This window comes from Streptomyces sp. NPDC046308 (assembly GCF_055588065.1).
Map to the genome: position 1 here is coordinate 26,221 of NZ_JBVJFB010000004.1, position 13,450 is coordinate 39,670.

At 71.5% G+C, this 13,450-nt stretch carries 14 protein-coding genes; 5 read left to right on the top strand and 9 right to left on the bottom strand.

Going from position 1 to position 13,450, the window contains the following annotated elements:
• Positions 1 to 6 precede the first annotated feature (6 nt).
• Positions 7 to 660: a M23 family metallopeptidase gene (locus ACZ6JT_RS17610; RefSeq protein ID WP_469210777.1), complete on the bottom strand. Its 654-nt coding sequence runs from the start codon at positions 658 to 660 to the stop codon at positions 7 to 9.
• A gap of 544 nt (positions 661 to 1,204) precedes the next feature.
• The gene (locus ACZ6JT_RS17615) at positions 1,205 to 3,730 is read right to left on the bottom strand and encodes an ATP-dependent Clp protease ATP-binding subunit (RefSeq protein ID WP_183066669.1); all 2,526 of its coding nucleotides are present in this window, start codon (positions 3,728 to 3,730) and stop codon (positions 1,205 to 1,207) included.
• Positions 3,731 to 4,192: 462 nt separating this feature from the next.
• On the opposite strand from ACZ6JT_RS17615, the gene ACZ6JT_RS17620 reads away from it, so the two are divergent.
• Positions 4,193 to 4,792: an SCO3374 family protein gene (locus ACZ6JT_RS17620; RefSeq protein ID WP_469210779.1), complete on the top strand. Its 600-nt coding sequence runs from the start codon at positions 4,193 to 4,195 to the stop codon at positions 4,790 to 4,792.
• On the opposite strand, the gene ACZ6JT_RS17625 is transcribed toward ACZ6JT_RS17620, so the two are convergent.
• From ACZ6JT_RS17625 to ACZ6JT_RS17655, 7 genes are all read right to left on the bottom strand, one after another.
• On the bottom strand, positions 4,771 to 5,109 hold the full coding sequence (locus tag ACZ6JT_RS17625) for a histone-like nucleoid-structuring protein Lsr2 (RefSeq protein ID WP_030720514.1): 339 nt from the start codon (positions 5,107 to 5,109) through the stop codon (positions 4,771 to 4,773). The two genes, ACZ6JT_RS17620 and ACZ6JT_RS17625, sit on opposite strands and share 22 nt — an antisense overlap.
• Before the next feature lie 164 nt (positions 5,110 to 5,273).
• Entirely contained in the window at positions 5,274 to 5,804 is a 531-nt protein-coding gene (locus ACZ6JT_RS17630) for an amino-acid N-acetyltransferase (protein ID WP_365471818.1), read from the bottom strand.
• A gap of 11 nt (positions 5,805 to 5,815) precedes the next feature.
• The gene (locus ACZ6JT_RS17635; RefSeq protein WP_469210781.1) at positions 5,816 to 6,316 is read right to left on the bottom strand and encodes a BlaI/MecI/CopY family transcriptional regulator; all 501 of its coding nucleotides are present in this window, start codon (positions 6,314 to 6,316) and stop codon (positions 5,816 to 5,818) included.
• Between the two features lie 120 nt (positions 6,317 to 6,436).
• Positions 6,437 to 6,601 carry a hypothetical protein gene (locus ACZ6JT_RS17640; protein WP_351302752.1) on the bottom strand — a complete coding sequence of 55 codons (165 nt, stop codon included), beginning with the start codon at positions 6,599 to 6,601 and terminating at the stop codon, positions 6,437 to 6,439.
• Between the two features lie 14 nt (positions 6,602 to 6,615).
• Entirely contained in the window at positions 6,616 to 7,200 is a 585-nt protein-coding gene (locus ACZ6JT_RS17645; protein ID WP_469210782.1) for a hypothetical protein, read from the bottom strand.
• Positions 7,201 to 7,248: 48 nt separating this feature from the next.
• Complete coding sequence (locus tag ACZ6JT_RS17650) at positions 7,249 to 7,440, bottom strand: DUF397 domain-containing protein (protein ID WP_030720495.1); 192 nt, start codon at positions 7,438 to 7,440, stop codon at positions 7,249 to 7,251.
• A 142-nt stretch (positions 7,441 to 7,582) separates the two neighbouring features.
• A complete protein-coding gene (locus ACZ6JT_RS17655) occupies positions 7,583 to 8,713 on the bottom strand; it encodes a threonine aldolase family protein (RefSeq protein ID WP_469210785.1) in 1,131 nt (376 codons plus the stop codon).
• 111 nt (positions 8,714 to 8,824) lie between these two features.
• On the opposite strand from ACZ6JT_RS17655, the gene ACZ6JT_RS17660 reads away from it, so the two are divergent.
• Genes ACZ6JT_RS17660 through nadC form a run of 4 tightly spaced genes read left to right on the top strand, consistent with a single transcriptional unit; the run spans position 8,825 to position 13,450 of the window.
• Positions 8,825 to 9,736: a Rossmann-like and DUF2520 domain-containing protein gene (locus ACZ6JT_RS17660; protein ID WP_469210786.1), complete on the top strand. Its 912-nt coding sequence runs from the start codon at positions 8,825 to 8,827 to the stop codon at positions 9,734 to 9,736.
• Positions 9,733 to 10,722: a pantoate--beta-alanine ligase gene (panC, locus tag ACZ6JT_RS17665; RefSeq protein ID WP_469210788.1), complete on the top strand. Its 990-nt coding sequence runs from the start codon at positions 9,733 to 9,735 to the stop codon at positions 10,720 to 10,722. Before ACZ6JT_RS17660 ends, panC begins: the two co-directional genes overlap by 4 nt.
• The gene (locus ACZ6JT_RS17670; RefSeq protein ID WP_469210789.1) at positions 10,719 to 12,479 is read left to right on the top strand and encodes an L-aspartate oxidase; all 1,761 of its coding nucleotides are present in this window, start codon (positions 10,719 to 10,721) and stop codon (positions 12,477 to 12,479) included. Before panC ends, ACZ6JT_RS17670 begins: the two co-directional genes overlap by 4 nt.
• A gap of 2 nt (positions 12,480 to 12,481) precedes the next feature.
• The gene (nadC, locus tag ACZ6JT_RS17675) at positions 12,482 to 13,450 is read left to right on the top strand and encodes a carboxylating nicotinate-nucleotide diphosphorylase (protein ID WP_469211546.1); all 969 of its coding nucleotides are present in this window, start codon (positions 12,482 to 12,484) and stop codon (positions 13,448 to 13,450) included.

Sequence of the window (13,450 nt, forward strand, 5' to 3'; positions counted from 1 at the left end):
CGTCGGTCAGACGGTGACGCCGACGGTGCGCAGGAAGGCCACCGGGTTGACGGCCGAGCCGTAGTTCGGGGTGGTGCGGATCTCGAAGTGCAGGTGCGGGCCGCTGGAGTTGCCGGTGTTGCCCGACAGCGCGATGCGCTGGGAGGCGGCGACCTTCTGGCCGATCCTGACCTGGATCTTCGAGAGGTGCGCGTACTGCGAGTACGTGTTGTTCGCGTGCTTGATCACGATGGCGTTGCCGTAGGCGGGACCGTCGCCGCCGCCGTTCGGGCCGGCCTTGACGACCACGCCGGCGGCCGCGGACTTGACCGAGGTGCCGACCGGGACGGCGAAGTCCTGGCCGGAGTGCTTGTGCGACCACATGCTGCCGCCCTTGCCGAAGGTCGCGGACAGCGTGTACTTCTCCAGCGGCTTGTCCCACAGACCGGTCTTCGAGGCGGTCTTCGCGACGGGCTTCGCCTCGGCCTTGGCGGCCGCGGCGGCGGCGCCGGCCTGGGCGGAGGCCTGCCGGGCGACCAGCTCGGCGGTACCGGCGAGGGCCGTCTGCGCGGTGTCGGCGAACGCGGCGGTCGTCCCGGCCCCCAGGGCCAGCACCGCGCCGAGAGCGGTGGTGCCGACGGCGATACGGGTACGACGGGTGCTGACGCGCTTCGCGGACATGTGCAGACCTCCGGGGCCGGGGACAAGGGCGGTTCACGCCCGTCACGGGCATGAAGTGACCCGGCACGTTGGAACGTGTGCCGGGTTGGCTCACCTTTGGTAACCCGCGGGCCGGGACTTCCCCAAATGTCCCGATTACTACCGGGGCTCGTAGCCGGGCGGGTGTGATGCACCCGGTTGACGGCTCCACGCTGGGACGAAGGTCCCCCGCCGGGGCCTGTTGGATCTACGAAACCACCTAGTACGTCCGTTTTGTTCTGTGCGGCTTGTCACCGGCCAGGGACCTTCGGCCCACCCGCCCGGGACCTTCGGCGGGCAACCCCCACACACTCCGGGGCGCCGACCCCGCCTCCGCCCCCGCCCTCGCTGGACGGAGCGAGGCGAGGGCGCGGGCGCTCCGGGACCCGGGCGGAGGCCCACCGCGGGCCTTCCAGGGCCGCCCAGGGCCTTCAGGGCCCCCCGGGGGGCCAGAGGGCTGCCTACGGAAAAGGGGCGGCCCCGGGACTTCTCAGTCCCGGGGCCGCCCCTTCGTGCTCGCTCGCGCCTACGCGCCCTTCGACAGGTCCGGGCCGGAGCCCGTGGCCTCGATCGGCGGGAGGTCCGGCAGCGCCGACTTCTCCTCGCCGCGGAAGGTGAACTTGGCTTCCTCGCCCTCACCCTCCTTGCCGACGACCACGATGTGACCGGGACGCAGCTCGCCGAAGAGGATCTTCTCCGACAGGACGTCCTCGATCTCGCGCTGGATCGTCCGGCGCAGCGGCCGGGCACCCAGGATCGGGTCGTAGCCGCGCTTGGCGAGCAGGAGCTTCGCGTCACCGCTCAGCTCGATGCCCATGTCGCGGTCCTTCAGGCGCTCGTCGACCTTCGCGATCATCAGGTCGACGATCTGGATGATGTCTTCCTCGGTGAGCTGGTGGAAGACGACCGTGTCGTCGACACGGTTGAGGAACTCGGGCCGGAAGTGCTGCTTGAGCTCTTCGTTGACCTTGGCCTTCATCCGCTCGTAGCCGGTCTTCGTGTCACCCTGCGCCGCGAAGCCCAGGTTGAAGCCCTTCGAGATGTCCCGGGTACCCAGGTTGGTCGTCATGATGATGACCGTGTTCTTGAAGTCCACGACCCGGCCCTGGGAGTCGGTCAGACGACCGTCCTCCAGGATCTGGAGAAGGGAATTGAAGATATCCGGGTGGGCCTTCTCGACCTCGTCGAAGAGGACGACGGAGAACGGCTTCCGGCGCACCTTCTCGGTGAGCTGGCCGCCCTCTTCGTAGCCCACGTAGCCGGGGGGCGAACCGAAGAGACGGGAAACCGTGTGCTTCTCGCTGAACTCCGACATGTCGAGGGAGATCAGCGCGTCCTCGTCACCGAAGAGGAATTCGGCGAGCGTCTTCGAGAGCTCGGTCTTACCGACACCGGACGGGCCGGCGAAGATGAACGAGCCACCCGGGCGCTTCGGGTCCTTCAGACCCGCACGGGTACGGCGGATCGCCTGGGAGAGCGCCTTGATGGCGTCCTTCTGGCCGATGACCCGACGGTGGAGCTCGTCTTCCATGCGGAGCAGTCGCGAGGACTCCTCCTCGGTGAGCTTGAAGACGGGAATGCCGGTCGCGGTCGCGAGGACTTCGGCGATGAGCTCGCCGTCGACCTCGGCGACGACGTCCATGTCGCCGGCCTTCCATTCCTTCTCGCGCTTGGTCTTCGCCGCCAGCAGCTGCTTCTCCTTGTCGCGGAGAGACGCCGCCTTCTCGAAGTCCTGGGAGTCGATGGCCGACTCCTTGTCCCGGCGCACGGCCGCGATCTTCTCGTCGAACTCGCGGAGGTCCGGCGGCGCGGTCATCCGGCGGATGCGCATCCGGGAGCCGGCCTCGTCGATCAGGTCGATCGCCTTGTCCGGGAGGAAGCGGTCCGAGATGTACCGGTCCGCCAGCGTCGCCGCCTGGACGAGGGCCTCGTCCGTGATGGAGACGCGGTGGTGGGCCTCGTAGCGGTCGCGCAGGCCCTTGAGGATCTCGATCGTGTGGGGGAGGGAAGGCTCCGCCACCTGGATCGGCTGGAAGCGGCGCTCGAGGGCCGCGTCCTTCTCGAGGTGCTTGCGGTACTCGTCCAGCGTGGTGGCACCGATGGTCTGGAGCTCACCACGGGCCAGCATGGGCTTGAGGATGCTCGCGGCGTCGATCGCGCCCTCGGCGGCGCCCGCACCCACGAGGGTGTGGAGCTCGTCGATGAACAGGATGATGTCGCCGCGGGTGCGGATCTCCTTGAGCACCTTCTTCAGGCGCTCCTCGAAGTCACCGCGGTAGCGGGAACCGGCGACCAGGGCGCCGAGGTCAAGCGTGTAGAGGTGCTTGTCCTTGAGGGTCTCGGGAACCTCGCCCTTGACGATCGCCTGCGCCAGGCCCTCGACGACGGCGGTCTTGCCGACGCCGGGCTCGCCGATGAGGACCGGGTTGTTCTTCGTACGGCGGGACAGCACCTGCATGACCCGCTCGATCTCCTTCTCGCGCCCGATGACCGGGTCGAGCTTGGATTCGCGGGCCGCCTGGGTGAGGTTGCGGCCGAACTGGTCCAGGACGAGCGAGGTCGAGGGCGTGCCCTCGGCCGGGCCGCCGGCCGTGGCCGACTCCTTGCCCCCGCCGGTGTAGCCGGAGAGCAGCTGGATGACCTGCTGCCGGACTCGGTTGAGATCGGCGCCCAGCTTCACGAGGACCTGGGCGGCGACGCCCTCGCCCTCGCGGATCAGGCCGAGCAGGATGTGCTCGGTGCCGATGTAGTTGTGGCCGAGCTGGAGGGCCTCTCGGAGCGAAAGCTCCAGGACCTTCTTCGCCCGCGGGGTGAAGGGGATGTGGCCGGAAGGGGCCTGCTGCCCCTGTCCGATGATCTCCTCAACCTGCTGGCGAACAGCCTCGAGCGAAATCCCGAGGCTCTCCAGGGCCTTAGCGGCGACACCCTCACCCTCGTGGATCAAGCCCAGGAGGATGTGCTCGGTGCCGATGTAGTTGTGGTTGAGCATCCGGGCTTCTTCCTGAGCCAGGACGACAACCCGCCGCGCGCGGTCGGTGAACCTCTCGAACATCGTTTATCGCTCCTCAGAGCGGTCGGGCAGTTCGGGGTCGGTCCCCGCCCTGTCCTTCCGCATGCTAGTCCCGCGGGGCGGGACAGCTCATTCCAACTGCCGACATCCGTCCTCGGCTCACCCCTGCATCAGCGGGAAAACCGGCTTGAAGAGCCGACAACTGCTCCAACTCGATGGTGCGAGACGATGTTCCCGCAGGCCAGGCAGATACCCGTCATGCGTGTACGCCGACGGCGAACGGAAGCCCGTCAAATCAGCGTGTCGCCCCGATCCACTAGGAATGTCTTACCCGTAAGCACTGACACTCCATGCCGCCAGCACCGGTCCCCTCAGCTAAGGGCGAACACAGTTCCGTCCCGAATGTGGGACTCCGCCGCCGCGGATGTTTACGTTCCGCATATGAGTGAGTGCGGTGTGTCACGCCGACCGTAACCCCGGGGCGTTTCACGAGTTGCTCCGGGCATGGCCCTCACCGCTGTGCCGACCGCCCCCTCGCCCCGCGTCGCGTCCGAGGAGGGTGCGTACGCCTCCTGGTACGAGAGGGTGCTCGGCTGGGCCGTCACGGGCGGCCCGCCCGGCCTGCTCTCGACCGGGGTGCGGTTCGACGTGCTGGAGCTGCCGTCCGACGCGGGCGCGGCCCTGCTGCGCAGGCCGGTCGCCACGGGCCCGGTGGCGCTCATGGGGCGCCGGATGCGGTTCCTGGTGGCCGCGGGGAGCGCGGACGAGCTGGAGGGGTTGCTCGACTGGCTGGAGTGGGGCGGGGTCGCCCTGGACCTGACCGCCCTGGGTGCGGGTGGCCGGATCACCGCCCCGGCTCCCCCGGGGCAGCCCCTGGGAGAAAGCCCTCGGGGGGCCGCCGTGTGGCTGCGACCCCCCGAGCAGGGGTGTGAGGCACTGCTGCCGGCCCTGCCCGGTCCCGGGCGGGCCGCCGGACCCGGCCCCGGAAAGGGCACCGGTGGGCCCGATCTCGTACGCCTGGTGGCGGCGGCGGCGACGGAATGCCACCGGGCCCGCCTCGGGCGGCGTACGGCGGGGGTCCGTCAGCCCTTGGCCTTTTCGTAGGCCTCGCGGATCTCGGCCGGGACGCGACCGCGGTCGTTCACGTTGTAGCCGTTCTCCTTGGCCCAGGCGCGGATCTCCGCGGTGTCCGGGTTGCCCGTCGTCGCCGAGGCGCGACCCTTCGCACGTGCCGCGGTGGCACGGCCACCGGTGCGGCGGCCGCCCTTGGTGTACGGGTCGAGCAGACCGCGGAGCTTTTCAGCGTTGGCGGTGGTGAGGTCGATCTCGTAGGTCTTGCCATCCAGAGCGAACGTCACCGTCTCGTCCGCCTCGCCACCGTCGAGGTCGTCGACAAGAAGGACCTGAACCTTCTGTGCCACCGGGATTTCCTTTCATCGAAAAGCAGTACGTGGAAAGGAAACCGCTTTTGCCTGGAAAACACAAACCCCCGGGGAGAGGTTCAGGACCGCAACGAGGCGGGAAACGTGCGCGATTCGGACATAGGCCACAGGTTGCTGATCGACGGAAAAGCGTAGGCCATCGATCAGAGGTGCAGAAGCATCCGACTGTTGCCCAAGGTGTTCGGCTTCACTCGTTCGAGACCGAGGAACTCGGCGACACCCTCGTCATAGGAACGCAGGAGCTCCATGTAGACATCGGTGTCGACCGGGGTCTCGCCGATCTCGACGAAGCCGTGCTTCGCGAAGAACTCGACTTCGAAGGTCAGGCAGAAAACGCGGCTCACCCCGAGCGTGCGGGCGGTCCGCAACAACTGCTCCAGCACCTTGTGGCCGACGCCGGCGCCCTTCAAGCCGCGGTCCACGGCGAGAGTGCGCACTTCGGCGAGGTCTTCCCACATCACGTGGAGAGCGCCGCATCCGACCACCTGACTGTCGGAGTCGCGTTCCGCGACCCAGAACTCCTGGATGTCCTCGTAAAGGACGACCGGGGCTTTGTCCAGCAGGATGCGCTGCTGCACGTACTGGTCGAGGAGGCGGCGCAGCGCGGGAACATCACCGGTGCGGGCACGGCGGATCGTCACTGTTTCTGCGTGTGCAGAGGAAAACTCTCCCATGGCTGCGGACGCTATCGCCCCGGCTCCTGCGGGCGCTCGGCGGAGTCCCCTTCGGCTTCCTGCGGAGCGGGGGGTTCGGCAGGGGGTTCGGCAGCGGGTTCGGCAGCGCGTCCAGTGGCAGGTTCGGCGGGCGGTTCGGTGGCGGCCTCGCCGCCGGACTCTCCGTCGTGCTGGACGACCCGTACGGCGTCCCTGAGTGCTTCCCGCTGTTCCGCGGACATCATGCCGAAGAAGGCGACGAGGGCGGCCGCGGGGTTGTCGCTCGTCGACCAGGCTTCGTTCATCAGGGCGGCCGAGTAGGCGGCGCGGGTGGAGACCGCCGTATATCGATAGGCGCGGCCTTCGGCTTCCCGGCGGACCCAGCCCTTCTGATGAAGATTGTCCATAACGGTCATGACCGTGGTGTACGCGATGGACCGTTCCTGCTGGAGGTCTTCCAGTACTTCACGAACGGTGACCGGGCGGTTCCACTGCCACACCCGCGTCATGACGGCGTCTTCGAGTTCTCCCAAGGGGCGAGGCACAACAGCACGATAGTGCGGCTTGTGCGGAATTGCCCGACTATTCACTCGGCAACGCGCGACAAAATCGGGAGTGCGGCCGACGCGGCCGCACTCCCGTCGCCCCGAGGGCTACTGCTGCTGGCGCGCTGCCTCGGCGCGGGCGATCACCGCGTCGACCGCGGCGTCTTCCTTGGCCTTGTTGGCGCCGCCCTGGCTCTTCACGATCGTCACCACGAGAGCGATGAAGAACGCGGCCATCACGACGGGGGGCACGAGCGCGGAGACGTAGTCCATGCCCCCCAGCGTAGCTACCCGACGGCCCGCCCGGCCGCCGGGGGCGGGGCCGGCTTGCGGCGCGGCGGGAACACCTCGCCGGGGGTGGGAACCGGCCGCTCGGGACGCGGCGGCTCCTTGGGCTGCGGAGCCGGCTTCGGCTGCTCCTCCCGCCCGCCGGCCAGCGCCAGCAGCCGGGTCCGGGGCGCGGGGGCCGTCGAAAGCCGCCGGCGCACGGAGCGCTGCGCGACGGCCCGGGCCCGCTCCAGCAGCGCCGCGGCGAGCGGATTGGCGCGGAGCGCGCGCAGGGCGGCGAGGTCGTCGGGGGCCGGTTCGTAGCCGGCGGCCAGGGCGTCCTGCAGCAGCTCCAGGTAGCCGGAGAGGCTGCCGGGCAGGGCGCCCCGGTAGCGGGCGAGGTCGTCGAGGAGGAACGCTCTGAGCCGGCCCGCCTCCTGGACCGCGTCGTCCACCGACTGCGCGAGGTGCAGGCAGTCCTGGACCTCCGCGGCCGCCAGGGGGGCCGGGGAGGGCTGAAGGGCGTGGGCGAGGAGACGCCTGAGCAGGTGCAGCTCAGCAGCGCTGAACGCCATGCCGCCGCGGGATCCGTAAGGCGTGGGCATAGGCCGAAGATACGCGCTAATCGGACAAAATCCCCTGAGGGTGAGCCATTACGGCGCGGCGGTTTCCTTGACGGCCCGGATGAAATCGGCCCAGGCGGCCTGCGTCGTGGCGAGCACGAGGTGCGCGGGGTCGACGCGGTCGGCGACCTTGACGAGGGCTCCGGGGGCCGTGGCGACGTACACGCAGGCGTCGCCCTCACTGCAGAACGAGGACTTCCGCCACGTGGGCTGAGCGGTCATGGTGTCTCCTCCGGGCAACGGTGGCCGGTTATTGCCGTCGAGGGGACGGTAACTCCGACACCGGCCCCGACCGATGAGTTTCGCCGAATTCGGTGATTCGTGGCGAAGCCGCGCACAAGGCCGCCGCCCCCGGCCGAAAGACCTAGAGCCGCGCCACGAAGTCGGCGGCGGCCCGCTTCACGTCGGACTCCGTCCAGGAGAGCCCCGGCTCGGTGATGTCCAGTTCCGTCACCGCGAGACCCGGCGGCCCGTCGGCGGACCACCGGCGGAAGAGGACCGTGCCCGTCTCCTCCGCGAGCCGCAGGGCCGCCTCCGTCAGGCGGTCCGCGTCGTACGGCAGCCACACCTGGAACTGGTGCGTGTGGGGGTCCTCCGGGTGGATCCGGGCCCACGGGACCCGCGACTCCTCGAACGCCGAGCGCAGCGCCCCGGCCACCATCCGCGCCTGGGCCACGTACGACGGCAGCCGCGGAAGCTCCCGTTCCAGTCCGGCCAGCGCGGACAGGGCCTGCGGGAACTGCCGGAAGATCCGTCCGCCGTACCGGTGGCGCCAGACGCGGGCCTCCTCCACGAAGTCGCGCGGCCCGGCCAGGGCGGCCCCGCTGAGGCCGCCCAGCGACTTGTAGAAGGAGACGTACACCGAGTCCGCGAGCCCGGCGATCTCGGGCAGCGGGCGCCCGAAGTGGACGGTTGACTCCCACAGGCGGGCCCCGTCGAAGTGGACCACCGCCTCCCGCTCGCGGGCCGCCTCGACCAGCGCCTCCAGCTCCTCCCAGGAAGGCAGGAGGAAACCGGCCTCCCGCAGCGGCAGCTCCAGCATCAGCGTGCCGAAGGGCTCCCCGACCGCCCCGACCTCCGCGGGCGTCGGCTGGCGGGCCTCCGTCGTCGGGTGCACCACCCGCAGCCCTGACACGCTCGACAGCGCGTCGTCCTCCCACCGCTCCGGATGGCTCATCGGGTGCAGTGCCACCACCGGGTTCCCGGTGCGCCCCGCCCAGCAGCGCAGCGCGATCTGCTGGGCCATCGTCCCGCTGGGGAAGAACGCCGCGTCCTGCATGCCCAGCAGCTCCGCGACCCGGCGTTCCAGCATCTCGACGATCCCGTCGCCGTACACGTCGGCCGGTCCGTCCATGCCGTACGGGGCTTCGGCGAGCCCGGCGAGCAGCTCCCCCACCGTGGGTTCGAGCAGGCTGCGCGACAGCTTGCGCTCCGCTCCGCGCCAGGCCGCCACCTGCCGCTTCGTACGTTCCGTGTCGTCACTGTCGTCGCTCATGGAGCCCGATCCTCACCCACGTCGTCGCCGTCCGGCCAATTGCCCCAGGAGCTAGCATGGCGGCGTATCGTCCGGTACCCCCCGCGGACTGGAACGGAAGGCCCTCCCCGCGTGAATCCATCACAGCAGCCACGCCCTGCCCGGCTCGCCGTCGGCGTCGTCGGAGCCGGCCGGGTCGGTCCGGCGCTGGCCCGCGCGCTCCAGCAGGCCGGGCACCGGCCCGTCGCCGTCTCCGGAGTGTCCGACGCGTCCGTGCGCCGGGCCGCGCGGATGCTGCCCGACGTGCCGCTCGTGCCGCCCGCGCAGGTGCTGGAGCGGGCCGAGCTGGTGCTCCTCACCGTTCCCGACGACGCGCTGCCCTCCCTGGTGGAGGGCCTGTCCGAGACCGGCGCGATCCGGGCCGGCCAGCTCCTCGTGCACACCTCGGGCCGGTACGGGACCGCCGTGCTCGACCCGGCGCGCCGCGCGGGCGCCCTGCCGCTGGCCCTGCACCCCGCGATGACCTTCACCGGCACCGAGGTCGACGTGCAGCGCCTGGCCGGCTGCTCCTTCGGCGTCACCGCCCCCGAGGAGCTGCGCCTGGCCGCCGAGGCCCTGGTCATCGAGATGGGCGGGGAGCCCGAATGGATCGCGGAGGAGAACCGTCCGCTCTACCACGCGGCCCTCGCCCTCGGCGCGAACCACCTGGTCACGCTGGTCGCCCAGTCGATGGAGCTGCTGGGCAAGGCCGGGGTCGAGCACCCCGACCGGATGCTCGGCCCGCTGCTCGGCGCGGCCCTCGACAACGCCCTGCGCTCCGGCGACGGCGCCCTGACCGGCCCGGTGGCCCGCGGTGACGCCGGTACGGTCGCCGCGCACGTCTCGGAGCTGCGCCGGCACGCGCCGGCCGCGGTCGCCGGGTACCTGGCGATGGCCCGCACCACCGCCGACCGGGCCCTCGCGCACGGTCTGCTCAAGCCCGAACTCGCCGAGGACCTGCTCGGCGTGCTCGCCGACACGGACACCGACGGGGGCCACCAGTGACCCAGCTGCTGCACACCGCCGAGGAGCTGCACGGCCTCGCGCGATCCGGGCGCCGGGCCGTGGTGATGACGATGGGCGCCCTGCACGAGGGCCACGCCACCCTGATCCGCACCGCCCGCGAACAGGCGGGGCCGGGCGGCCAGGTCGTCGTCACCGTCTTCGTCAACCCGCTGCAGTTCGGGGCGAACGAGGACCTCGACCGCTATCCGCGCACCCTCGACGCCGATGTGCTGATCGCCGGTGGAGCGGGCGCCGACGCGGTGTTCGCCCCGTCCGTCGACGAGGTCTACCCGGGCGGCGACCCGCAGGTGCGGATCACTGCCGGGCCGATGGGCGAGCGCCTCGAAGGGGCCACCCGCCCCGGCCACTTCGACGGGATGCTGACCGTCGTCGCCAAACTGCTCCACCTCACCGGCCCCGACCTGGCCCTCTTCGGCCAGAAGGACGCCCAGCAACTGGCGCTGATCCGGCGGATGGTGACCGACCTGAACTTCCCCGTCGAGGTGGTCGGCGTACCGACCGTCCGCGAGGAGGACGGGCTCGCCCTGTCGTCCCGCAACCGCTACCTCTCCCCCGCCGAGCGGCACACCGCGCTGGCCCTGTCCCGCGCCCTGTTCGCCGGGCAGGACCGGCTCGCCGCGCAGGCGGCGCTGCGCGCCCGCGCGGAGGCCTCCCCGGCCAGCGACGAGCGGGCCACCGCCCTGGCCCGGCTGGGCGAGATCCGCGCCTCGGCCGACGCCCACGCCGTCTCGGCCGCGGGCGGGGGGCTGCCGGACGCCGTACGGGCCGCCGCGCTGCACGTCCTGGAGGAGGCGGGCCGCCACGAGCCGCCGCTCGACCTGGACTACCTGGCGCTGGTGGACCCGCAGGACTTCACCGAGGCCGGTCCCGACTTCACCGGGCAGGCCGTGCTGGCCGTCGCCGCGAAGGTGGGCGCGACCCGGCTGATCGACAACATCCCATTGGAATTCGGAGCACACTCGTGAGCACCCCAGGCAGAGGCCCCGCAGGCAGCGACGGCGGAGACACGGCCGCGGGCACCGGCATACGCCTGCACGCGCCCGCCCCCGGCTGGTCCCTCGACGCCGATGTCGTGGTCGTCGGCTCCGGCGTGGCGGGCCTGACCGCCGCCCTGCGCTGCGCCGCCGCGGGCCGCCGGACCGTCGTGGTCACCAAGGCCCGGCTCGACGACGGCTCCACCCGCTGGGCCCAGGGCGGCATCGCCGCGGCCCTCGGCGACGGCGACACCCCCGAGCAGCACCTCGACGACACCCTGGTCGCGGGCGCGGGCCTGTGCGACGAGGCGGCCGTACGGCTGCTCGTCACCGAAGGTCCCGACGCGGTACGGCGGTTGATGGCCACCGGAGCGGTCTTCGACACCTCCGCGGAGACCGGCGAGATAGAACTGACCCGGGAGGGCGGCCACCACCGGCGGCGCATCGCGCACGCGGGCGGCGACGCCACCGGCGCCGAGATCTCCCGGGCCCTCGTCGAAGCGGTCCAGGCCGCGGGCATCGAGACCGTCGAGAACGCCCTCGTACTGGACCTGCTGCACGACGCGCAGGGCCGCACGGCCGGAGTCACCCTGCACGTGATGGGCGAGGGCCAGCACGACGGCGTCGGCGCCGTCCACGCGCCCGCCGTGATCCTCGCGACCGGCGGCATGGGCCAGGTCTTCTCGGCCACCACCAACCCGTCGGTGTCCACCGGTGACGGCGTGGCGCTCGCGCTGCGCGCCGGCGCCGAGGTCTCCGACCTGGAGTTCGTGCAGTTCCACCCGACGGTGCTCTTCCTCGGCCCGGACGCGGAGGGGCAGCAGCCGCTGGTGTCGGAGGCGGTCCGCGGGGAGGGCGCGCACCTCGTCGACGCGGACGGCGTCCGCTTCATGGTCGGCCAGCACGAGCTCGCCGAACTGGCCCCGCGCGACATCGTCGCCAAGGGCATCATGCGCCGCATGCAGGAGCAGGGCGCGCAGCACATGTACCTGGACGCCCGGCACTTCGGCGCCGAGATGTGGGAGCAGCGCTTCCCGACGATCCTCGCCGCCTGCCGCTCGCACGGCATCGACCCGGTGACCGAGCCCATCCCGGTCGCGCCCGCCGCGCACTACGCCTCCGGCGGCGTACGGACCGACCTGCACGGGCGGACCACCGTACGCGGCCTGTACGCCTGCGGTGAGGTCGCCTGCACCGGTGTGCACGGCGCGAACCGACTCGCCTCCAACTCGCTGCTGGAGGGCCTGGTCTTCGCCGAGCGGATCGCCGACGACATCGCCGCTCAGCGCTTCGGCGGCAACGGCCCGGTCGTCCCGGTCCCGGCCACCGGCCCGCTGCAGCCCGCCACGGCCCGGCACGAGGTCCAGCGGATCATGACGGAGGGCGCGGGCGTGCTCCGCTCCGCCGCCTCGCTGGCCGAGGCGGCCGAGGCCCTCGAAGCGCTGTACGCGACCGCCCTGAACGACCTCGAGACGCACGGCAAGACCGCCGAACCGGGGGTGGACACCTGGGAGGCCACGAACCTGCTGTGCGTGGCACGGGTCCTGGTCGCCGCCGCGCAGCGGCGTGAGGAGACCCGCGGCTGCCACTGGCGCGAGGACCACCCGGACCGGGACGATGCCGACTGGCGGCGTCACCTCGTCGTCCGGCTCTCGGCGACCGAGAAGCGGGCCCTGGTCGTCGTACCCACCGACTCCGCGGACTTCCCGTCCGTGCACCCCCTGAGCACCCCGAGCCTGGAGCAGTGACCGTGAGCACCCCCGAACTTCCCCTGATCGACCAGAACGACGGCGGCTGCGGCGACGACTGCGCCTGCGGTGACGGCGAGGAGAGCGGCCTGGACCCGGCGCTCGCCCAGCTGCTGGCCGACGCGGGCCTGGACCCCATCGAGGTCGAGGACATCGCGCACATGGCGCTCTCCGAGGACCTGGACGGCGGCGTGGACGTCACCACCGTCGCCACGGTGCCGGAGGAGGCCGAGGCCATCGCCGACTTCGTCGCCCGCGAGAACGGCGTCGTGGCCGGCCTGCGGATCGCCGAGGCCGCGTTCTCCGTGGTGTGCACCGAGGCCTTCGAGGTGGAGCGGCACGCGGAGGACGGCGACAGGGTCGAGGCCGGGCAGCTGCTGCTCTCGGTGCGCTCGCGCACCCGCGACCTGCTCACGGCGGAGCGCAGCGCGCTGAACATCCTGTGCCGGCTGTCCGGCATCGCGACGGCCACCCGCCGCTGGGCGGACGTGCTGGAGGGCACCGGTGCGAAGGTCCGCGACACCCGCAAGACCACGCCGGGCCTGCGCGCGCTCGAGAAGTACGCGGTGCGCTGCGGCGGCGGCGTCAACCACCGGATGTCGCTGTCGGACGCCGCACTGGTCAAGGACAACCACGTGGTGGCGGCGGGCGGGGTCGCGCAGGCCTTCAAGGCCGTGCGGGAGGCCTTCCCGGAGCTGCCGATCGAGGTCGAGGTCGACACCCTGGAGCAGATCGGCGAGGTCCTGGAGGCCGGCGCCGACCTGATCCTGCTGGACAACTTCACGGTCGAGCAGACCGCCGAGGCCGTGGCCCTGGTGGCCGGGCGCGCGGTGCTGGAGTCCTCGGGCCGCCTCTCCCTCGACACCGCCCGGGCGTACGCGGAGACCGGCGTGGACTACCTGGCCGTCGGGGGGCTGACCCACTCCTCGCCGATCCTGGACATCGGCCTCGATCTGCGCGAGGCGGTGTAA

Coding starts and splice junctions, on each gene's coding strand:
- ACZ6JT_RS17610 (WP_469210777.1), bottom strand. CDS start 660: ATGTCCGCGAAGCGCGTCAGCACCCGTCGTACCCGTATCGCCGTCGGC.
- ACZ6JT_RS17615 (WP_183066669.1), bottom strand. CDS start 3,730: ATGTTCGAGAGGTTCACCGACCGCGCGCGGCGGGTTGTCGTCCTGGCT.
- ACZ6JT_RS17620 (WP_469210779.1), top strand. CDS start 4,193: ATGGCCCTCACCGCTGTGCCGACCGCCCCCTCGCCCCGCGTCGCGTCC.
- ACZ6JT_RS17630 (WP_365471818.1), bottom strand. CDS start 5,804: ATGGGAGAGTTTTCCTCTGCACACGCAGAAACAGTGACGATCCGCCGT.
- ACZ6JT_RS17640 (WP_351302752.1), bottom strand. CDS start 6,601: ATGGACTACGTCTCCGCGCTCGTGCCCCCCGTCGTGATGGCCGCGTTC.
- ACZ6JT_RS17645 (WP_469210782.1), bottom strand. CDS start 7,200: ATGCCCACGCCTTACGGATCCCGCGGCGGCATGGCGTTCAGCGCTGCT.
- ACZ6JT_RS17650 (WP_030720495.1), bottom strand. CDS start 7,440: ATGACCGCTCAGCCCACGTGGCGGAAGTCCTCGTTCTGCAGTGAGGGC.
- ACZ6JT_RS17655 (WP_469210785.1), bottom strand. CDS start 8,713: ATGAGCGACGACAGTGACGACACGGAACGTACGAAGCGGCAGGTGGCG.